The sequence below is a fragment of the Pontibacter mucosus genome (assembly GCF_003054055.1).
Classification (GTDB): domain Bacteria; phylum Bacteroidota; class Bacteroidia; order Cytophagales; family Hymenobacteraceae; genus Pontibacter; species Pontibacter mucosus.
Genome location: NZ_QBKI01000004.1, coordinates 378586 through 398410, shown reverse-complemented (window position 1 = coordinate 398410; position 19825 = coordinate 378586). Strand labels below are relative to the sequence as shown.

Here is a 19825-nt window from a genome sequence, read left to right as displayed (position 1 = left end):
CTTGCTTTAAGATGAGGTACTTGTGTTTTATCATACTTTGCATGCTGTGTGCTTGCGGCGGCAGAAGCGGCTACAGCAGTTACACCAGCCCGGCACCTGCCCAGGTAAGGCAGCAGGCCATGCCTGAGATCACCATGCAGCACAGCTACTACGCAAGTAACGACAGCCTGCACCTGCTCCTCAAGTTTGAGGATGTGCGCCAGGTGCTGGATGTGCTGCAGGCCTCATCTTCCTATGAGTATGCTGTGAGAACGGGCCTGTCGGAGCGGGATGCCGTGGTCCTGGAGGACTCGATAAACCTGCCTGACAGAAGGCTGACCGATGTAGAGGGGCAGCTGCACATTAAACTCTCTTTGCCGGGCCGTGTAGTGCAGGAGCCAAACGTGCTTCACCTACAGTTATGGGAGGTGCTATCGAGCCAGGAGCGCATGGGCGTGGAGTTTAGGGTGCCGCTGCAGCGCGCCATGATGCAAAAGGGGTACCTCCTTACCACCAGCGCAGGCAAGCCGCTATACCAGAACTACGTCACCACCTCCGATAAGCTGCTGGTGCGCTCCTACAGTGCCGCAGACAGCATTATACCCGTAAGCCGCTATGAGCTGGACTTCATGCCTGCGGCCCCACCCATGAGTATGACCAAGCCCCCCGTGCCGCGCACACTGGCTGCAGTAGGCGTAGATACCCTTACCACCTCCGATACGCTGAGTCTTGCGCAGGAGGGCTTATACTTGTTTAACCCGGAGTCGAGTTTTGCCAGGGGAATCCTGGCGCTGCCGGGCAAGTACCCTTACGTTACCCAAGCCGCCGAGCTCATCCCGCCGCTGATTTACCTTACCACCGCGCAGGAGCGGGAGTCGCTGATGAAGGCCCAGGACCCTAAAGCGGCCGTTGACGCGTTCTGGCTGGAGGTGGGAGGCAACGAGAGCCGGGCCAGGGAGCTGATCCGCACGTACTACAAGCGCGTGGAGATGGCAAACAAGCTCTTTACTGCCCACAAAGCCGGCTGGGCTACAGACCGCGGCATGATCTACATTATTTACGGAAGGCCGAGCAGCATCAGCCAGGTGGGACCCAACATCACCTGGATCTACCGCGACTCGGAGACCTCTCCCTACATCAAGTTCGTTTTTACCAAAAAAGAGAATAAATTTACCGAAAACTATTATGAGCTGGTCCGGCGCCGTGAGTACGAAGAAAGCTGGTACAGCTCTGTTGCAAAATGGAGAGCAGGAAAGACAAATTTGTAGGCAACCGCTTTGGCGTTGCCAGAGGCCCGAAAGAAGAAAAAAGCGAAATGATTTTTGGCTCGCGCCCCATACTGGAGGCGCTGATGGCCGGAAAGGAACTGGAGAAGATTTTCCTGCTGCGAGGCGCCCGGAATCCCACTACTGATGAGATTGTAAAACTGGCCAAAGGGCGGGAGGTGCCTGTGGTGACAGTGCCCGTGGAGAAACTCAACAACCTGACGCGCAAGAACCACCAGGGGGCTGTGGCCCTGATTTCCCCGATCACATACCAGCCACTGAACGAGATAGTGACGGCACTTTTTGAGCAGGGCGTAAACCCGCTGCTGCTCATACTCGACCGCGTAACCGATGTGCGCAACTTTGGCTCCATTGCCCGTAACGCCGAGTGCATGGGTGTGCATGCCATCGTGATCCCAAGCCGGGGCGGGGCGCAGATTAATGCCGATGCCATGAAAACCTCCGCCGGGGCCCTGAACCTGGTGCCGGTGTGCCGCGAGCCAAACCTCAAGGAAACACTCGATTACCTGAAGGACTACGGTTTCCAGGTGGTTGCCTGCACGGAGAAGACAGAGCATCAGCTAACCGACTTCAGTGTGGATATGGTAGGCCCTACGGCGATACTGATGGGCAGTGAGGAGGATGGCATTTCGCCGGAGTACCTGAAGCGCGCCGACGTGCGGCTGCGCATTCCGCTGATGGGGCAGATCAGCTCCCTGAACGTGTCGGTGGCCACGGGCATTATACTTTACGAGGCCATGCGCCAGCGCCTGAAGGACAGCGGGTACTCCAGCCTGAACAAACTGGAGCCAATGTAGGCGCAACACACCATAAGAAGTATAGCGGCAGAAAGTTGGGTTTATACTTTGGTAAAGTATTAATCCATCAAAGTACGTAATCTGCAAAGTATAAAAGCTTATGAGGGAGTTTATACTTCACGCAGAGCTGCTGTAACAAAGTATAAAAGAGAAAGGGGAGCTGGCATCAAACCGGCTTCCCTTTCTCTTTTATACTTTACAAGTTATACTTTAGGTTGAGCTTAGATAAAGTCCCCGTCCTTTCTGGATTTGGCATCGGCTACGAAGTCCTTCACTTTCTGCTCCTCTTCCCGTCTGCAGATCATGAGCACGTTGTCATGCTCGGCCACGATAAAATCCTGCATGCCCTGTAGCACCACCAGGCGGTTTTTAGGCGTTTTAACGATGCAGCCTGTCGTGTCGTAGAGCATCACGTTGCCGTCTATCACGTTGCCGTTCCCATCTTTCTCGTTTATCGTGTAGAGCGAGTTCCACGTGCCCAGGTCAGACCAGCCGATGTCGGCCAGCAGCACATACACGTTGTCCACCTTCTCCATAATGCCATAGTCGATGGAAATGTTGCGGCAGTGGGAGTAGGCCCTGGTAATGAAATTGTGCTCCTGAGGCGTGTTGTACGTTTTAATGCCCTCCTCAAACACCTCCGATACCTCCGGCAGGTACTGGTGGAACGCCCTGAGGATGCTCTGCACATTCCAGATAAAGATGCCCGAGTTCCAGACAAAGTCGCCGCTCTCCAGAAACATCTTGGCCAGCTCCAGGTTAGGCTTCTCGGTAAAGGTTTTTACCTTCTTTATCTTCGACTGCTCATCGTCGATGTACTGGATGTAGCCAAAGCCCGTATCGGGGCGGCTTGGGGTAATGCCCAGGGTTATCAGTACATCGTCTTTGTCGGCGGCAGCCAGCGCGTCGTTCACCACTTCCGTAAACACATCCTGCTTCAGCACCACGTGGTCGGCCGGGGTTACCACCAGGTTGGCCTTGGGGTTGAGCTGCGCGATTTTGTACGAGGCGTAAGCGATGCACGGGGCGGTGTTGCGCCCCACGGGCTCCAGCAGAATCTGGTTGTCCGAGAATTCGGGGAGCTGCTCCTTCACCAGTGCCTCGTAGTCGCGGTTGGTGACCACAAAGAGGTTTTCGGGGGGGCAGATGCCTGCGAATCGCTGCACGGTGGTCTGTAGCATACTTTGGCCGATGCCCAGTACGTCATGGAACTGTTTGGGGTAGTTCGTGCGGCTGTAGGGCCAGAAGCGGCTTCCGATGCCGCCGGCCATAATCACCACATAGGTGTTGTTGTTCATGTTATACGAGTCCTTCTTTTAGTAAATCATGGAGGTGGATAAAGCCCTCGAATTTACCTGATTTTGTGACAATGAGTTGCGTTATACTTTTTGCCTGCATTCTGGCCATGGCCTCGGCCGCATAGTTTTCAGGTTCTATGGTAAGCGGAGACGGCGTCATGATGTCGGCGGCCGTGAGTCCTTCCACTTTTTCATACTTGTTCAGCATGCGGCGCAGGTCCCCGTCGGTGATGATGCCCACCAATTTTTCTGAGTCGTTGCTAACGACAGCCGTGGCCCCCAGGCGCTTAGACGAAATTTCAATAATAACCTCCCGCAGCGTGGCGTTCTCCTTTACGCAGGGCGCCTCGTTTTGGGTATAAATATCCTCCACCTTCAGGTAAAGGCGCTTGCCCAGCGAGCCGCCCGGGTGCAGGGTGGCAAAATCCGCGCTGCTAAAGCCGCGTGCCTCCAGCAAGCTCACAGCCAGCGCATCGCCCAGGGCAAGGGCCGCCGTGGTGCTGGTGGTGGGGGCCAGGTTGTGCGGGCAGGCCTCCCGCTCCACGTTGGCATTCAGTATAAAATCGGCGCTCTGGGCCAGGTAAGAGTCGGTGCTGCTAACAAGGGCTGCCAGTCTGGAACCTTTGCGCTTGAGCAAAGGTACAAGTACCTTAATTTCAGGCGTGTTGCCGCTTTTGGAGATGCAGATAACAAAATCCTCCGGCTGAATCATGCCTAAATCGCCGTGGATGGCGTCGGCGGCGTGCATGAAAAGAGCGGGTGTGCCGGTGGAGTTTAGGGTTGCTACGATTTTTTGGGCTATATTCGCGCTTTTACCGATGCCCGTCACCACAACGCGACCTCTGGTCTGCAAAATGGCTTCAACGCAATTAATAAAACTTTCATCGATAAAATCCGCCAGTCTGGCGATAGCGTCGGCCTCGGCAGTTAATACTTTTTTTGCGGTAAGGGCTATATTATTAGGGAGATTCAAGTTAAATTTGTGTAAGGGCACCCTTTCTGGAGTGCGTGCAACAAGAATTATTTTTTTAAGATTTCATGTCTATTCAACAAGAGGTAAATCTCAAAAACAAATTAAAAGAAGTTTTTGGGTATAATCAATTTAGAGGGAATCAGGAGCTGATAATAAACAACATTATCAACGGCAAGAACACCTTCGTGATTATGCCGACAGGTGCGGGCAAGTCGTTGTGTTATCAATTACCTGCTCTATCGCTGCCGGGCACGGCAATCGTTATCTCTCCGCTTATCGCGCTGATGAAGAACCAGGTAGACCAGCTGAACGCCTTCGGCGTGAACGCGCAGTTCCTGAACTCCACGCTCTCTAAGTCGGAGATGAACAAGGTGAAGAAGGAGACGCTGGCCGGCGAGGTGAAGCTGCTGTACGTGGCGCCGGAGTCACTCACCAAGGAGGACACGGTGGAGTTTCTGCGTGCCTCTAACATATCTTTTGTTGCCATAGACGAAGCCCACTGTATCTCGGAGTGGGGCCACGACTTCCGCCCGGAGTACCGCCGCATCCGTGGTATTATCGACCAGATCGGCAACCTGCCGATTATTGCCCTGACGGCCACGGCCACGCCTAAGGTGCAGCTCGACATACAGCGCAACCTGCAGATGGACGAAGCGTCGGTGTTCAAGTCGTCGTTTAACCGCACCAACCTGTACTACGAGGTACGCCCCAAGCACAATACCAAGAAGCAGCTGATCCAGTACGTCAAGAAAAACAAGGGCAAGAGCGGGATTGTGTACTGCCTGAGCCGCAAGAAGGTGGAGGAAATTGCCGAGCTGCTGCGCGTGAACGACGTGAAGGCGCTGCCCTACCACGCCGGCCTTGACGCCAATGTGCGCATGGCCAACCAGGACGCTTTCCTGAACGAGGAGGCGGACGTGATTGTGGCGACCATTGCCTTTGGCATGGGCATCGACAAGCCGGATGTGCGCTTCGTGATCCATTACGATACGCCGAAGTCCATTGAGGGCTATTACCAGGAAACAGGCCGCGCCGGGCGCGATGGCCTGGAGGGCGACTGTGTGATGTTCTACAGCTACGACGACATCGTGAAGCTGGAGAAGTTTAACAAGGACAAGCCGGTAACCGAGCGCGACAACTCCAAGCTGCTGCTGCAGGAGATGGCTGCCTACGCCGACTCGGCGGTGTGCCGCCGCAAGCAGCTGCTGCACTACTTCGGCGAGACGTTTGAGAAGGACTGCGGCTTCTGCGATAACTGTCTGCACCCGAAAGAGCGTTTTGAGGCGCAGAACGAGGTATTGCTTGCCCTTAAGGCCGTGCAGCAGACCGGCGAGCGCTTTGGCATCGACCACATCACGCACGTGCTCACGGGCCTGCGCAACCAATACGTAACCAGCTACGACCACGACAAACTGGAGGTGTTTGCCGCCGGCAAGGAGCAGGACGCCCAGTTCTGGAGCTCCGTGCTGCGCCAGATCCTGCTGTCGGAGTTTTTGGAGAAGGACATTGACAGCTTCGGGGTGATAAAGCTGACGCAGAAGGGGGAGGAGTTTATCAAAAAGCCACACGCGGTACAGCTCACCAAAGACCATAACTACGATCAGGAAGTGAAGGAGGACGAGGAAAAGGAAGAGGCGCAGGCCGCTGCCGGCCACGACGAGGTGCTGTTCGACATGCTCAAGAACCTGCGCAAGAAGCTGGCCAAGGAGAAAGGGCTGCCGCCTTACGTGCTGTTCCAGGACCCGTCGCTGAAGGAGATGGCCACCGTTTACCCCACTACCCGCGATGAGCTGGCCCATATTGCCGGCGTGGGCATGGGCAAGGTGCAGAAGTTCGGCAAGCCGTTCCTGGACATGATCGGCAAGTACGTGGAGGAGAACGACATCGTAACCGCGGCCGACGTGGTGGTGAAGACGACGGTGAACAAGTCGAAGATCAAGATCTACATCATCCAGCAGATTGACAAAAAGGTGGACCTGGAGGAGATTGCCTCCGCCAAGGACCTGACCATGCAGGAGCTCATCGAGGAGATTGAGCACATCTGCTACTCAGGCACCAAGCTGAACCTGAACTACTACATCAACAACATCCTCGACCACGAGCGCCAGGAGGAGATTTACGAGTACTTCATGCAGGCAAGCACCGATAACATTGCCGTGGCCCTGAAGGAGCTCGGAACCGACGATTACACTGAGGAAGACCTGCGCCTGATGCGCATCAAGTTCCTGAGCGAGTATGCCAATTAATTGTTGATTGGTAATTGCTGGATGGTGTTCCGCATAAAGTATAAAAGAAGACCGTTGTATACGTACAGCGGTCTTTTTATTTAATGTAAAGTATAAATAGCAGGGAAAGGAAAGTATAGGCAAAGTATAAAGTATGGCTTTTCGGTCCAGTCGGGTTACCTTTTTCTAAAATCCGGCACCGCTGTAAAGTATAAGTCTGATACGCAAAGTATAGACAGTGGAAAGTATAAAACTATACTTTGTGCTGCGAGGGCAAGTATAAATTCATAACTTCGCAGTTCAGAGTACAGCAATCAACAACAAGAGATTAATTTATGAACGTACTTGTGATAGGGTCTGGCGCCCGTGAGCATGCCATCGCCTGGAAACTGAGCCAGAGCGAGTTCTGCGACCAGGTGTTTGTAGCGCCCGGCAACGCCGGAACCGCTGAGTTCCATACCACGGCCGCCGTGGACATACACGACTTTGAGGAGCTGGGCAAGTTTGCCGCCGACTTTAATATCATGATGATGGTGGTGGGGCCTGAGAACTCACTGGTGGAGGGCATACACGATTATTTTGCTCAGTCGGAGTACCTGAAGCACATACTGGTGATAGGGCCCAAAAAGGCCGCTGCCATGCTGGAGGGTAGCAAGGACTACTGCAAGGCTTTCCTGCAGAAGTATAACATCCCTACTGCTCGCTACCAGTCCTTTACCGAGGACACGTTCAAAGAAGCCGTAGAGTACCTGAAGCAGCAGAGCTTCCCGGCGGTGATAAAGGCCGATGGCCTGGCGGCTGGCAAGGGCGTGATCATCGCGCAGGATTACGAAGAGGGCATCGATGCGCTGGAGGCTATGCTGCGCAACAAGCGCTTCGGCAATGCCGGAAGCAAAGTGGTGATTGAGGAATACCTGCAGGGCATTGAGGTGTCGGTGTTTATACTTACCGATGGCAAGGAATACGTGCTGCTGCCGGAGGCCAAAGATTACAAGCGCATTGGCGAGGGCGACAGCGGCCTGAACACCGGCGGCATGGGCGCCATCTCCCCGGTTCCGTTTGCCGATGAGGCCTTTATGCAAAAGGTAAAGGAGCGCGTGATAGAGCCAACGTTGCGCGGCATGCAGGAGGAGCAGCTTGACTACTCGGGCTTCCTGTTCATCGGCCTGATGAACGTGAACGGAGACCCTTACGTGATTGAGTATAACGTGCGCCTGGGCGACCCGGAGACAGAAGCCATACTTCCGCGCATCCAGTCCGACCTGTTCATGATGTTCAAGGCCCTGCACGATCATACCTTAGGCGAGTACCAACTGGAGGTTGATCCGCGCACGGCCACTACCGTTATACTCGCCTCTGGCGGCTACCCGGAAGGCTACGAGAAGGGCAAGGAGATTACAGGCCTGGAGAATGTGCCGAAGGACGTGATGGTGTTCCATGCCGGTACCTCGATGGTGAACGGGAAGCTGCTTAACAACGGCGGCCGCGTATTTGCCGTTACTGCCCTGGGCGATACCATGGAAGAGGCGCTGGCCAAGGCTAATACAGCCGCAGAGGCCATTACGTGGCAAGGTCGCTATTACCGTCGCGATATTGGGTTTGATTTAGGCAAGGAGCGTGTGCAGTAAAGTACAAACTACAGCTAAAAGTATAAAAAAAGAGGACCGGCAGATACATTCTGCCGGTCCTCTTTTTTTATACTTTGCAAAGCTTAGCAATAAGCCTCAAACGCGCCCTGCAGGTTCTCCACCACGCGGTTCAGGTCATTGCCCTCGATGTGGTAGCGCTCGATCATGTGCACCAGCTCGCCATCCTTGAACAGGGCGATAGAAGGAGACGACGGCGGGTAAGGCAGCATAAACTCACGGGCCTTGGCAGTAGCCTCCTGCTCCATGCCGGCAAATACAGTAACCAGCTTGGCCGGCTTTTTATCAGAGGCAGCCACCGCCATTTTAACGGCAGGACGTGCCTTGGAAGCCGCACAGCCGCACACAGAGTTCACGGCCAGCAGCACAGTGCCTTCAGACTTAACTGCCTGCTCTACTTCCTCAGGAGTCATCAGTTGCTCAAAACCGGCAGAGGTAAGGTCCTCACGGATAGGGGCAACCATATATTCAGGGTACATTGCCATAATAAATCAGCGTTATAGGTTAATACACTGCAAAGTTAACAAATACAAGTCATAAAAGTTGCAAACCGACAAACATTAGAGCAGACGCCGTAACACAGGATGTTAAGATTAAACTGAAGTTTTGTACCTTTTTGTGTAAATGCCTCAGGCGCTAAACTTCTGTATCCTGATTAAAGTATAAGAAGTTTAACCTTGTATGACTTTTCTGCTCAGATAGAAAAGGGTTTCTGAATTGTGCTCTTGCGTATAAGTTACAGTACTGCACCTGGTGCAGCAATTTGCCAAGGCAGCCAACACTGCTGCGGCGCAAAACTAGTTTACTATGATGCTTTCGCCCTATCCTCGAACGAGAATTGCGCTGGTTCGTTACTTCTATTTACCGGCTACCAAAGAGCGTCAGGCAGAAGTGATAGAGGTACTTAACAGCTGCTCCGACATGGTTACAGTGCCTATGCGCGAAGAGGATGTGGAACTGCAGGCATTCTCGGAGCGGACCTTAACCGAGCGGGAAGCTTCAATTTACAGCAACACCGAAACCTGGAAGCTTTTTAGCTCTTGGGAGGAGCTGAGGCAGGATCACCTTAAGTTCGGCCTGTCGGAGGAGCAGCTGCAGCAGCTGCTGGACTTCAGGGATAAGTTTGAGCTGCATGAGGAACTGGCAGCCTGAGGGATGTATAAGTATACCTACATGAAACAAGCGCCGCAAAAGCAGCAATGCCTTTGCGGCGCTTGCATTTTATTCCCTGCCCGAAAAGTCTAACGTATGGAAAAAGCTAACTTGCAGCGTGTGATTGTGCTCAAATACGATGCCGTTGGCCTTTTGCACCAGCTGATGCAGGTAACCTAGCTCCAGCGATGCGGTGTTGCTGAACCTGTATCCAACAGCCCCATAGGCGCGGTTCTGATCAAAGATGTTCTGCCTCACCTGCTTGCCAAAGCCCACAAACACCTCATCGTATGCGGCCAGGAAAAACTCCTTTGGCTCCAGCGTAGTGCCGGCCAGGGGCAGCGTTGCCTTCAGCATGTAGCGGGCGCGGTTCAGGTAAGTATAGTCGGAGGTGGTTGGTTGCCTTACCCAGCGCTGCTCCAGGCGGTAGCGGTGCGAGAGGCCAAGCCGGGCCAGGCTACCCTTTAGCTGCAGTTGCTGGTAAAGGCGATGCTCCGGAAATTTCCCTGCTGCGGGATAGCCTCCGTACGGGTGCGACTCAATAAAGCCATAGCCCAGCGTAAGCATGGCATTCGGGGACAGGTCGTAGTTAATGCCTGTGCGAAGGAGCAGTTGCTGCGGGTCTTTAAGGGTGTTGTGCCTCCGGAGTTGCAGCTCTGTGTGCACGCCCCACCTCTCTGCAAACTTATGATCGCCGAAGTACATGTACCAGCCATTGGTATTGTGGTCTTTTACACGCTCACTGCCCTGGGCGTAGGCTATTTCCGGTTGCAACGTTACTGCCAGCAGCATCCCTGCCAGCCACGAAAGTATAGGTCTTAATTTCATCCCCTTAAAATAGAAATGGGAAAGTAAAAACTTCAAGTATATGCTATACTTAATAGCAGCTGGGCTGTGATTTTATTGGCAGAGTACACTGTGAACTTATGTCGTTTATACTTCAGGTGAGGTGTCACTGATGTCTTTCCGGTGATCTGCCTTGCTGTTACCATTTTCTGTAACCAGCAGTTGCTGGGCCGGCAGCGCAAAGCCCTTGCCCTGGGTGTTCACCGCCTCCATCATGCGCAGCAGCAACGACTCCTTTATCTCCAGCTGCTCGTTGAAATCACTGGTCAGTATGTAGGTGAAGATCTCTACCTTCAGGGAGTCGGTGCTTATCTCAGTCAGGCGTACCCGGGCGCTTCCCTGGTCTACTTTATCATGCGAGGCCAGGATCTCGCGTAGGGCGCTAAGTACCGCCTGTATCTGCTCCGGGGAGGTGTCGTAGCGCAGCCGGAGGGCGGGGGCAAACAGAAAGCGGTCGCGGAAGGCGAAGTTCTCGATTTTCTGAGAAGAAAAATCCCCGTTTGGAATCGTGACGATGGTGCGCTCTGAAGTGCGGATGCGTGTGGAGCGCATGCCGATCTGCTCCACTGTGCCGGAGGTGTTGCCTACGGTGCAGAAGTCACCTACCCGCACAGGCTGATCGGTAATGAGCGTAACACTTCCGACAAAGTTTTCCACCGTTTTCTGTGCTCCCAGCGCCAGCGCGATACCACCGATACCAAGAGCGGCAAGCCCTGTGGTCACGTCAAAACCAAGCGTATCGAGTATGGCTATACTGCCAATTACAAGCAGGGCAACCTTGGCGGCACGGCGCAGGAACAGCACGATCGAGATGCCGGCCATGTTGTTGCGATGGGTAAGGCGCCGCCGGCTGAAATTCGCAATCGCGTCCACGAGGCGCCACAGCAGGAGGAGCACTGCAACGAGGCCAACAATGATCGTAAACTCGCTGAAGCGCTGCCGCAGGATGATGGAGATACCGAAGCGCTGGCTCAGCATGACCAGAATGACAGCAGTTAAGTATAGTCGTATGGGTAGCGAGAACGCTCTGATAACGCCATAGGTTGGCTCTTCCCGGGTTTTGCGCCAGATATAATGTATGAGCCAGGCAAGCGCCGAGGTAAGCCCCCAGGCGGCCAGGTACGAGATGATGGCTATCACCAGCATGCCTATCCAATGGCCAACAGGTACACCGCCCAGGTTATTGTCTTCCAGAAAATTGGGCAGCGTTTTCTCTATTACGGTTGCTTCGGCTCCAACGGCTGCCACCGGTATCTTGCGCACAGTCTCGGCAGAGAAGAGCCATATAGGGCCTCCTTCCGCACCTTCAGTCTTTTCCAGAACCAAATCTATCTGGAGGCTATCTAACGTGGCACTGCCTACCCGTTCCAGGTTGGGGGGCAGGTCGTCGTCGAGGCGGCCATCTGGTTCATTGCTTATCCAGGAGCGCGGCAGGAACCTGCTGTTCTGGTCCAGGAGCCTTTGCAGGGCCTTTGCCGTGGCGGCACCATCCTGAATGGTGTCGATAGGGGAGATAAGGTTCAGGTAGAAGGCAGCTTTTGTATAGTCCTGGTCAGCCACAGCGCTAAAGAAACCGGTAACCGTGCCGCGCGGCGTCCGCCTTCCCAGCGAGTCCTCCGGCCAGGCTGGCGCAGCTGCTACCGTATCCTGCTCAGTTTCCTGTGCGAAGGAGGCCATGGGCAGTAAGGCAAGTATATTTATAAGCAGGATTAAACGAAAACGGGTGCTGATTCTTTGTGAAACACTGGAAACTATAGCAAGGTGCATGATATTCATAGGGTTGATGCTTAACGGAAAAGGCAGGCATGCTGAGTACCTGGCCGGGGAGCCCTTGGGGCTGTTTTTCCTGTTGCCTCAGTTTGTAACGGTTGTCAGGGAGAGGGGTTGCAGTGCAATTGATATAGAACCGGATGGTAGAGAAGGAGCAGTCCCTGGTTAAACAGGAGAGGGATGCCAACAGGAGCATGGTATAACAGCAGGAGCAGGATGGCTTACACTAAGGCGCTTAAGCAATGCCCAATTTAGTGCCCAGTAAAATAAAAAAAGCCTCTCAGATGCTTCTGAGAGGCTTTTCGGTGGTCACGAAGGGAGTCGAACCCCTAACCTTCTGATTCGTAGTCAGATGCTCTATCCAGTTGAGCTACGAGACCATTCCGTTATTGTGATGCAAAGTAACGCTGTTTTTTCTTTATACGCAAGAGCCTGCGTGAAAAATTATTCGTTTTTTGCGGCTGCTTTGCGCAGGGCGCGCTTTAATGCCCTGTCGAACAGGAAGTAAAGCCCTCCGATAGAAATTACAATTAATGCCACCATCAGAACCTGGCCGCCCATTCCGCTGTCGGGGTTCTGGAGGGCCTGCACCACATCGCGCGCCTGGGTGCCTACCCAGAAGAAGAAAAGCGTGCGCGGCAGCATGCCCACAATGCTGGCCAGGAAAAACTTGCGCTTGTCTATTTGCAGCAGCGAGAGCACAAAGTTCATCAGGGCAAAAGGCAGCACCGGCGAAATACGCGTCAGGAAGATAAGGCTCCAGCTTTCGCTCCGTAGCTCCTGCATCAGGTTGCGGGCATTCTCAAAGCGGTTCAGGAAGCTCATCATCTTGCCGTGGTCTATCAGCCGGGCGATGCTGTAGCCAATGAGCGCTGCAATGCCGTAGGAGACCACAATGCCTGGTAAGCCTGTCCAGCCCAGGTAAAAGCCGCTTACCAGTGCAATAAAGGTGGTCGGCGTCAGTGCCAGCGCCATCGTCACAGAGATGACGGCAAAGTATAATAACATCTCCCACGCCGACAAATCCTGCAGCAGGCCTTCGTAGTTGTAGAGCACGACCGCCGCCGTAGAGCTTACTACCACGGGTACCACCACCAGCAATAGCATAGAGATAAACGTTGAGGCATTCTCGCGTATAAAGGTGCGTAGCAGCGGGAGTGATTTCATGGGGCAAGTATACTTTGTTTTGTCTGCATGTAGACGATGGACAAAGGACAAAAGATTTTGGCGGCTTTAAAAGTATAACCGGGTGCGGGAGGCGTTCTTTTATACTTCATTGGTAATTTTCTAACTTACAACAATCGGTAAGCCCGTTGGTTAAGTACTGCAGAGCCAACGCAGCTAGGTAACACATTTTCAGATACTAAAAGTATAAACGATGAGATTCGGAACGAAAGCTATACATGCTGGCGTGGAGCCAGACCCATCCACAGGCGCTATCATGACGCCTATTTACCAAACGTCTACCTACGTGCAGCGCTCACCCGGCGACCACAAAGGCTATGAGTACTCCCGCACGCACAACCCCACCCGCACACAGCTGCAGAACGCACTGGCAGCGCTGGAGAACGGCAAGCACGGGCTGTGCTTCTCCTCGGGTATGGCAGCAGAGGACGCTATCATGAAGCTGCTCAAGCCCGGCGATGAGGTGATCTCCACCAATGACCTGTACGGCGGCAGCTACCGCCTCTTCACCAAAATTTTCCAGAACTACGGTATCAAATTCCACTTCACCAACATGGGTAACGTGGCCAATGTGGAGAAGCTGGTGAATGAAAACACCAGAATGATTTGGGTAGAGACGCCTACCAACCCGCTGCTCAACATCATCGACATAAAGGCCTACGGTGAGCTCTGCAAGAAGCATAACCTGCTGCTGGTGGCCGACAATACCTTTGCCACACCATACCTGCAAACACCCCTGGATATGGGCGCCGATATCGTGATGCACTCGCTGACCAAGTATATGGGCGGCCACTCGGACGTGGTGATGGGAGCCATTGTCGTGAAAGACGATGACCTGCACCAGCAACTGGCCTTTATTCAGAACGCAAGCGGTGCCACGCCCGGCCCACAGGACTGCTTCCTGGTGCTGCGCGGCCTGAAGACGCTGCACCTGCGCATGGAGCGCCATTGCCAGAACGGCCGCCAGGTGGCCGAATACCTTAAAAATCACCCGAAGGTAAACAAAGTATACTGGCCTGGCTTTACTGAGCACCCGAACCACGAGGTGGCCCAAAAACAGATGCGCGATTTTGGCGGTATGGTGTCGTTTGAGTTGAAGGGCGATAACCTAGACGATGCGACCCGCGTGCTGGAGAACTTTAAGCTGTTTGCCTTAGCCGAGTCTTTGGGTGGCGTGGAGTCACTGTGCGGCCACCCGGCCTCTATGACGCACGCCAGCATTCCGCGCGAGGAGCGCATAAAAGGCGGCCTGAGCGATACCCTGATACGCCTGAGCGTTGGCGTGGAAGACGCCGAAGACCTGATTGCCGATCTGGAGCAGGCCATTGGGTAGTCTTTCTTTGACAAAGGACAAAAGACTATTTGACTAAGGATTGCACTAATAGAGGCCGCCTGCAAAACTAATCTGCAGGCGGCTTTCTTTATTAAAGATGTTGATTTTTCCTTAATTTATAAGTCCTTTGTCTTTTGTCGAAGAAATCCTTTGTCAAGAAAATGGCAGATGAACAAGTTATACTTTACCGGGAGCGACAGCATTTCAGGCAGTTCTGGCTGTGGGTGGTGGTGCTGGGCGTCGCTTCTATTTTCTGGGTAGGGTTTGTGTACCAGGTGCTGCTGGGCGGGCAATATGGCAACAGGCCTGTTTCGGATGTGCAGCTAAGTATACTTTTCGTGCTGGTGGGGCTGGGGCTGCCATACTTTTTCTACCGCATGTCGCTTACCACCGAGGTGCGGCCGGGAGTGGTGCAGGTGCGTTTCTGGCCTTTTCATGTAAAGCCGAGGGAAATTCCGCTGCACCTAGTGCGCGATTACGAACAGGTGGTCTACAACCCTATCGGCGATTACGGGGGCTGGGGTATCCGGTGGGGCTTCAAGGGCAAAGCTTACAACATGTCGGGCAACGAGGGCGTGAAACTATACTTTTACAACCGCAAGCCTTTGCTTATCGGCTCCCAGCGTGCCGGTGAGCTTTTCAGGGCGCTGACGGAGGCCAAGAAGGGTGGGAGGTAGTATTAGTTGTTAGGGCGAATGTTTATACTTTGCGGCATCTATACTTCACAGTCATACTTTGCTTTAGCCTCATTCACACTTCAGGCTATACTTTATACTTTACACTAGATGGCAAAAGAAAAGCGCCGGAAGCTTTGGAGCTGCCGGCGCTTTGTGTATCAACTTAAAGTCGAAACTAGGCTTTGATGCCCAGGATTTTGTAAATCTCAGAGAAATCCGGAGTCAGGATGATCTCAGTGCGACGGTTTTTAGCTTTCGCCTCAGCAGTACGTCCTGTGTCAACTGGCATATAGTAAGAACGGCCGGCAGGAGTTACTCTGTCAGGAGACAGACCTTTCTCTGTCATCAGACGGGTGATCTCAGTGGCACGCAGCACGCTCAGGTCCCAGTTGTCTGTCAGGTAGCGCATGCCGCTCATTACAGAAACATCATCCGTGTGGCCTTCCACCATCACACCAACTTCCTGGTTTTTCTTCAGCACGTCAACCAGCTGGTCGATAGCCTTCTTGCCGTTGTTGTTAACTTTAGTGCTACCAGTTGCAAACAAAAGCTTATCAGACATGGAAACGTAAACCTTGCCATCCTTGATAGTTACGCTCAGGTCGCTCTCGTTGAAGCCTTTCAGGGCAGTGTTCACCTCGTTTCTCAGGTTGTCGAGGATCTTGTTCTGCTCGTTCATGGCACGCTCCATGTCAGCAAGTTTTTGCTCACGCTCTCTCAGAGAGTTGGCAAGCTCGTCTGCTTTAGCTTTAGAGGCAGCCAGTTCGCGCTCCTGCGCTTCTTTGCTTGCCTTCAGGTCTTCGTACTTCTTAGAAGACACACAAGATGCCATCATGGTAGAGCACATCACCAGGGCAAGAGATGCTTTGAAGAAATTGGATTTCATGGGTGATTGTTATTTGTTTGGATAATGTTTGAGAATACTTTGCAAATATGGTAAAAGATAACTGAGTAAGCTAAGAAAACTATATTAAAACCAATATTTTAGCTGTACTTTCTGCCGAAAACGCAAAATTCTTTAAAATATTTTATGTTAGCTATATTTTTTAATGCATAGCTTATATCTTTCTGTTAGTCTGAGAGATAGAATGCATGATAATTGCGCTGAAGTTGCCATTCTATAGCTCGCTCCTCCTCAGGCTGAGCCACCGACCAAAGCCAGAGTTTAGCCTCTTTTCCGCTCCGTTTTAACAAGCAATAACTGGGCCATACTATATATGAGTTCTGCTTTAATTGCACAGATTTACAAATTTATTTCGCGTAAATCAAAAAGCATTAACTTAGCCATACATTAATCAAACCTCTCACCTATACCTTGTCATGATAAAGAGTTTATACTTTCTGTGCCTGTTTTTGCTGTCCGGTTTCATCAGCCTGGCGCAGGGCAACCCCGACTATAGCAAAATTACGCTGGTGATCCACGGCGGCGCGGGCACCATTACCCGGCAGAACATGACGCCAGAGAAGGAGAAGGCCTACCGCGAGAAGCTGGACGAAGCCCTGCAGGCGGGGTATGCTGTCCTGAAAAAAGGCGGCACCAGTATGGACGCTGTGGAAGCAGCCATTCATGTGATGGAGGATTCGCCGCTTTTTAATGCCGGCAAAGGAGCTGTGTTTACCAACGAGGGTAAAAACGAGCTCGATGCCGCCGTGATGGACGGCAAAACGCTGAAGGCCGGCTCTGTGGCCAGTGTCACCACCATCAGGAACCCTGTGTCCGCGGCGCGCGCCGTGATGGAGAAGTCGGAGCACGTGATGATGATTGGCAGCGGCGCGGAGCAGTTTGCCAAAATCAACGGCCTGGAAATCGTGGACCCGTCCTACTTTCATACCGAGACGCGCTACGAGCAACTGCAGAAGATAAAGGACAAAGAGAAAACCCAGCTCGACCACGACGGCGGCACCAGCAGTACCGAAAACATCTTTATCGAGGGCAATAAATTTGGCACGGTAGGCGCTGTGGCCCTGGATGCGTACGGCAACCTGGCCGCCGGCACCTCCACAGGCGGCATGACCAACAAACGTTTTGGTCGCGTGGGCGATGCACCGATTATCGGAGCCGGTACCTATGCCGATAACAACACTTGTGCCGTGTCTGCCACAGGGCATGGTGAGTACTTTATCCGCTCGGTGGTAGCCCACGACATCGCCGCCCTGATGGAGTACAAGAAATACTCCGTTAAAAAGGCCGCTGAGGAAGTAGTGATGAAAAAGCTCGTGGAACGCGGCGGCGAAGGCGGTGTGATTGCGCTGGACAGGAAAGGCAACATCGCCATGCCGTTCAACTCCGCAGGCATGTACCGCGGCTACATCAAAAATGGCAAAGCTGAGGTAGCGATTTATAAGGATTAGGTGGGATTTTTACCCCACCCCAGCCCTCCCCTAAGAACAGGGGAGGGAGCTTTGCAGTACCGGGTCCAACCACCCCTAGCCCCTCAGAGCTGCGCTCGCTACCTTCGAACTCGCGTTCTCGGTAGTCTAAGGCGGGGAGCCTGTTGTTACTTTGGCTGAAGTATAAGTTTCATAGTTGATGTTCTCGCGCGGACAGGTCGCGACCTGTCCCTACAGCTGTAAACCCACCTCCGCCCCTCCGAGGAGGGGAATTTATACTTACTACTTTCATTGTCATCTCGACCATCGGGAGAGATCTATCGGGAATTCTAAAGAGATCTCTCCCAAAGGCCGAGAAGACAGCAAAGGCAGGGGCTATCGATTCTGTTCCCAGCCTTTGGGTTGAGCGCCTTGTAGATTTCCGGTGCCCGTTAAGGGCAGCCCGAGGCACGAGGGCAGGAAATGTACACCGCGCGATGCCCGAAGGCGAGGCCTCCCGGCCTTGAGGGAGCCAAAGCCAAATGTGAAACGAGACGTTTGTGGGCATTCCCCCATATTAACTATTGATTTCTCCCGCTAACGTTGCTGCGTATTCCTATTGTATCCCTTGCAAGACCGGTTTCTAATTGACGCTTTAAAGCTCGGGTGGCATTCTGGTTGGAATGTAGAGAGCCCTTCTACTGAGGAGGGCTTTGAGGTGATTTCAGTGGCGGCTCCCTCGGGAGACCCCGATCAGGATACTTTCAAGACCTAGCGTACATTCCCCTGGGATCGTTTTTCACTTTATTCTTTACCGCTATGAAAAAGAGAAACACGCCCATGGAGATTGTCAACCAACATGCTGCCGGCATCGACGTGGGCAGCCGCTCGCACTTTGTGGCTGTGGGCCAGGGAGCGGACCAGGTGCGGGAGTTCGGCGTTTATGAGGACGAGGTGCGGGAACTTACCCAGTGGCTCCTTTCCTGCCACATCTCCACCGTGGCCATGGAGAGCACGGGTACTTACTGGCAGAGCCTGTTCACGGCCCTGCAGCAGGCAGGCCTGGAGGTATTGCTCTGCAACGGCAAGTTCACCAAGAACATCAAGGGGCGCAAAACCGACGTACAGGACTGCCAGTGGATTCAGCGCCTGCACGCGCTGGGGCTGCTCTCGGGCAGCTTTTTGCCTGACCAGGCCACTGAGGAGCTCAGGACCTACTGCCGCCACCGCGCCTCGCTGCTGGAGACGGCCGCCGTCACTACCCAGAAGATGCAGAAGTACCTGCGCCTGCTGAACCTGCGGCTCGACGTGGTCGTGCGCGACATCACCGGCCAGACGGGCATGGCCATCATCGAGGCCGTTTGCCAAGGGGAAACCAATCCCGAAAAGCTGGCTTGCTTCCGGCATGGTAACTGCCGAAAATCGAAAGAAGAAATCGCCCTGGCCCTGCGCGGCAACGGCCGCCGTGAGCTGCTCTTTACCCTTGCCCAGGAGCTGGATATGTACAAGATGCTGCAGGATAAGATTGCGGCTTGTGACGCGGCCATCGAGCAGCTGCTTAGAGAGCAGATTGGAGCAGATAAAGAGAGGCGGGAGCTGAGAACAGACCCTAAACCCTACAAGCGGGTCAACAAGAATGCCCCGCAGCAGATGGATCTCAACCAGCTGGCCTACCAGTACTACGGTGGGGTGGACCTGCTCCGAATCGAGGGGGTGAGCCATGCGACCGTCATGGCGCTGATGAGCGAGGTGGGTGCCGAGGGCATCCGCAAGTTTCCCACGGCCAAGCAGTTCACCAACTGGCTCAAGCTCTGCCCCAACACGAAGGTGAGCGGGGGCAGGGTGCTCAGCTCCCACATTCCCAAGGGCAGCAACCGGCTGAAGATTGCCCTGCGGAACGCAGCCAATGTCATCGGCAACCTGCGCGAGACGCACCTGTCGGACTTCTTTAAAAGAGTGGCCTTCAGAAAGGGGAGGCAGGCGGCGGTGAGCGCCACGGCCCGCAAGCTGGCGGTGATCATCTGGCACATGCTCACTTACCGCGTGCCCTACAACCCGCCCACGCAGTACCTGTTCCTCGACGAGAAAAGAAAGCTCAAGCTGGTGCAGCGGATAAAGAAAAACATCGCTAAATTAGACCTGAAGCCTGAAGATGTGGGCTTTGCAACGGCCTGAGAAATAAACGTTAGTCAGGATTAGAGGATGAACGGTAGTTTGAAAGGATAGCTTGCCTCAATTGGAAGGAAGCAGGGGCACAGCAAGTATAGTATAAATCAGCAAGTATAAAAGTATAGCCAAAGTATAAAGTATGGCTTTTCAAGCCAATCAAGTTGCATACTTAACCCATT

17 protein-coding genes and 1 tRNA gene are annotated in these 19825 nt (G+C 53.5%); 10 read left to right on the top strand and 8 right to left on the bottom strand.

What is annotated here, in order from left to right; translation table 11 throughout:
• Nucleotides 1–11: 11 nt before the first annotated feature.
• Both C8N40_RS10400 and rlmB read left to right on the top strand, forming a co-directional pair.
• Complete coding sequence (locus C8N40_RS10400) at nucleotides 12–1247, top strand: GWxTD domain-containing protein (RefSeq protein ID WP_245905068.1); 1236 nt, start codon at nucleotides 12–14, stop codon at nucleotides 1245–1247.
• Complete coding sequence (gene rlmB / locus C8N40_RS10395) at nucleotides 1220–2062, top strand: 23S rRNA (guanosine(2251)-2'-O)-methyltransferase RlmB (RefSeq protein WP_108211700.1); 843 nt, start codon at nucleotides 1220–1222, stop codon at nucleotides 2060–2062. Before C8N40_RS10400 ends, rlmB begins: the two co-directional genes overlap by 28 nt.
• A 221-nt stretch (nucleotides 2063–2283) precedes the next feature.
• On the opposite strand, the gene C8N40_RS10390 is transcribed toward rlmB, so the two are convergent.
• Nucleotides 2284–3360, bottom strand: a complete 1077-nt coding sequence (locus tag C8N40_RS10390; RefSeq protein WP_108211699.1) for a mannose-1-phosphate guanylyltransferase — start codon at nucleotides 3358–3360, stop codon at nucleotides 2284–2286.
• 1 nt (nucleotide 3361) lies between these two features.
• Nucleotides 3362–4333, bottom strand: a complete 972-nt coding sequence (locus tag C8N40_RS10385; RefSeq protein WP_108211698.1) for a KpsF/GutQ family sugar-phosphate isomerase — start codon at nucleotides 4331–4333, stop codon at nucleotides 3362–3364.
• 65 nt (nucleotides 4334–4398) lie between these two features.
• Between C8N40_RS10385 and recQ the strand changes: the two genes are divergently transcribed.
• Entirely contained in the window at nucleotides 4399–6579 is a 2181-nt protein-coding gene (recQ, locus tag C8N40_RS10380; protein WP_108211697.1) for a DNA helicase RecQ, read from the top strand.
• A 314-nt stretch (nucleotides 6580–6893) separates the two neighbouring features.
• Complete coding sequence (purD, locus tag C8N40_RS10375; RefSeq protein ID WP_108211696.1) at nucleotides 6894–8186, top strand: phosphoribosylamine--glycine ligase; 1293 nt, start codon at nucleotides 6894–6896, stop codon at nucleotides 8184–8186.
• A gap of 83 nt (nucleotides 8187–8269) precedes the next feature.
• On the opposite strand, the gene C8N40_RS10370 is transcribed toward purD, so the two are convergent.
• Nucleotides 8270–8683 (bottom strand): BrxA/BrxB family bacilliredoxin, encoded by a 414-nt coding sequence (locus C8N40_RS10370; protein ID WP_108211695.1) that lies wholly within the window; start codon nucleotides 8681–8683, stop codon nucleotides 8270–8272.
• Nucleotides 8684–9011: 328 nt separating this feature from the next.
• On the opposite strand from C8N40_RS10370, the gene C8N40_RS10365 reads away from it, so the two are divergent.
• Entirely contained in the window at nucleotides 9012–9356 is a 345-nt protein-coding gene (locus C8N40_RS10365; protein ID WP_108211694.1) for a hypothetical protein, read from the top strand.
• A 69-nt stretch (nucleotides 9357–9425) separates the two neighbouring features.
• Here the strand turns inward: C8N40_RS10365 and C8N40_RS10360 are convergent, their stop codons facing one another.
• Together C8N40_RS10360 and C8N40_RS10355 are read right to left on the bottom strand one after the other, a co-directional pair.
• Nucleotides 9426–10184 carry a DUF2490 domain-containing protein gene (locus tag C8N40_RS10360; protein ID WP_108211693.1) on the bottom strand — a complete coding sequence of 253 codons (759 nt, stop codon included), beginning with the start codon at nucleotides 10182–10184 and terminating at the stop codon, nucleotides 9426–9428.
• 105 nt (nucleotides 10185–10289) lie between these two features.
• Nucleotides 10290–11879, bottom strand: coding sequence for a mechanosensitive ion channel family protein (locus C8N40_RS10355; protein WP_245905067.1), 1590 nt, complete (start codon nucleotides 11877–11879; stop codon nucleotides 10290–10292).
• Between C8N40_RS10355 and C8N40_RS22645 the strand changes: the two genes are divergently transcribed.
• Nucleotides 11878–12141, top strand: coding sequence for a hypothetical protein (locus C8N40_RS22645; RefSeq protein ID WP_170114058.1), 264 nt, complete (start codon nucleotides 11878–11880; stop codon nucleotides 12139–12141). The two genes, C8N40_RS10355 and C8N40_RS22645, sit on opposite strands and share 2 nt — an antisense overlap.
• Before the next feature lie 137 nt (nucleotides 12142–12278).
• Here C8N40_RS22645 and C8N40_RS10350 read toward each other — a convergent pair.
• Nucleotides 12279–12352, bottom strand: a tRNA-Arg gene (locus C8N40_RS10350).
• A gap of 64 nt (nucleotides 12353–12416) precedes the next feature.
• The gene (locus C8N40_RS10345) at nucleotides 12417–13139 is read right to left on the bottom strand and encodes a TVP38/TMEM64 family protein (RefSeq protein WP_108211691.1); all 723 of its coding nucleotides are present in this window, start codon (nucleotides 13137–13139) and stop codon (nucleotides 12417–12419) included.
• Between the two features lie 211 nt (nucleotides 13140–13350).
• Between C8N40_RS10345 and C8N40_RS10340 the strand changes: the two genes are divergently transcribed.
• Entirely contained in the window at nucleotides 13351–14490 is a 1140-nt protein-coding gene (locus tag C8N40_RS10340) for a cystathionine gamma-synthase (protein ID WP_108211690.1), read from the top strand.
• Nucleotides 14491–14651: 161 nt separating this feature from the next.
• Nucleotides 14652–15167, top strand: a complete 516-nt coding sequence (locus C8N40_RS10335) for a DUF6141 family protein (RefSeq protein WP_108211775.1) — start codon at nucleotides 14652–14654, stop codon at nucleotides 15165–15167.
• Nucleotides 15168–15342: 175 nt separating this feature from the next.
• On the opposite strand, the gene C8N40_RS10330 is transcribed toward C8N40_RS10335, so the two are convergent.
• Nucleotides 15343–16053 (bottom strand): OmpA/MotB family protein, encoded by a 711-nt coding sequence (locus C8N40_RS10330; RefSeq protein ID WP_108211689.1) that lies wholly within the window; start codon nucleotides 16051–16053, stop codon nucleotides 15343–15345.
• 434 nt (nucleotides 16054–16487) lie between these two features.
• Between C8N40_RS10330 and C8N40_RS10325 the strand changes: the two genes are divergently transcribed.
• Both C8N40_RS10325 and C8N40_RS10320 read left to right on the top strand, forming a co-directional pair.
• On the top strand, nucleotides 16488–17519 hold the full coding sequence (locus tag C8N40_RS10325; protein WP_108211688.1) for an isoaspartyl peptidase/L-asparaginase family protein: 1032 nt from the start codon (nucleotides 16488–16490) through the stop codon (nucleotides 17517–17519).
• A gap of 777 nt (nucleotides 17520–18296) precedes the next feature.
• Nucleotides 18297–19652 carry an IS110 family RNA-guided transposase gene (locus tag C8N40_RS10320; protein ID WP_108211687.1) on the top strand — a complete coding sequence of 452 codons (1356 nt, stop codon included), beginning with the start codon at nucleotides 18297–18299 and terminating at the stop codon, nucleotides 19650–19652.
• Nucleotides 19653–19825: the final 173 nt, after the last annotated feature.

Coding starts and splice junctions, on each gene's coding strand:
- C8N40_RS10340 (WP_108211690.1), top strand. CDS start 13,351: ATGAGATTCGGAACGAAAGCTATACATGCTGGCGTGGAGCCAGACCCA.
- C8N40_RS10320 (WP_108211687.1), top strand. CDS start 18,297: ATGAAAAAGAGAAACACGCCCATGGAGATTGTCAACCAACATGCTGCC.
- purD (WP_108211696.1), top strand. CDS start 6,894: ATGAACGTACTTGTGATAGGGTCTGGCGCCCGTGAGCATGCCATCGCC.
- C8N40_RS10355 (WP_245905067.1), bottom strand. CDS start 11,879: ATGGCCTCCTTCGCACAGGAAACTGAGCAGGATACGGTAGCAGCTGCG.
- C8N40_RS10390 (WP_108211699.1), bottom strand. CDS start 3,360: ATGAACAACAACACCTATGTGGTGATTATGGCCGGCGGCATCGGAAGC.
- recQ (WP_108211697.1), top strand. CDS start 4,399: ATGTCTATTCAACAAGAGGTAAATCTCAAAAACAAATTAAAAGAAGTT.
- C8N40_RS10325 (WP_108211688.1), top strand. CDS start 16,488: ATGATAAAGAGTTTATACTTTCTGTGCCTGTTTTTGCTGTCCGGTTTC.
- C8N40_RS10360 (WP_108211693.1), bottom strand. CDS start 10,184: ATGAAATTAAGACCTATACTTTCGTGGCTGGCAGGGATGCTGCTGGCA.
- C8N40_RS10345 (WP_108211691.1), bottom strand. CDS start 13,139: ATGAAATCACTCCCGCTGCTACGCACCTTTATACGCGAGAATGCCTCA.
- C8N40_RS10400 (WP_245905068.1), top strand. CDS start 12: ATGAGGTACTTGTGTTTTATCATACTTTGCATGCTGTGTGCTTGCGGC.
- rlmB (WP_108211700.1), top strand. CDS start 1,220: ATGGAGAGCAGGAAAGACAAATTTGTAGGCAACCGCTTTGGCGTTGCC.
- C8N40_RS22645 (WP_170114058.1), top strand. CDS start 11,878: ATGGGCAGTAAGGCAAGTATATTTATAAGCAGGATTAAACGAAAACGG.
- C8N40_RS10335 (WP_108211775.1), top strand. CDS start 14,652: ATGGCAGATGAACAAGTTATACTTTACCGGGAGCGACAGCATTTCAGG.
- C8N40_RS10370 (WP_108211695.1), bottom strand. CDS start 8,683: ATGTACCCTGAATATATGGTTGCCCCTATCCGTGAGGACCTTACCTCT.
- C8N40_RS10330 (WP_108211689.1), bottom strand. CDS start 16,053: ATGAAATCCAATTTCTTCAAAGCATCTCTTGCCCTGGTGATGTGCTCT.
- C8N40_RS10365 (WP_108211694.1), top strand. CDS start 9,012: ATGATGCTTTCGCCCTATCCTCGAACGAGAATTGCGCTGGTTCGTTAC.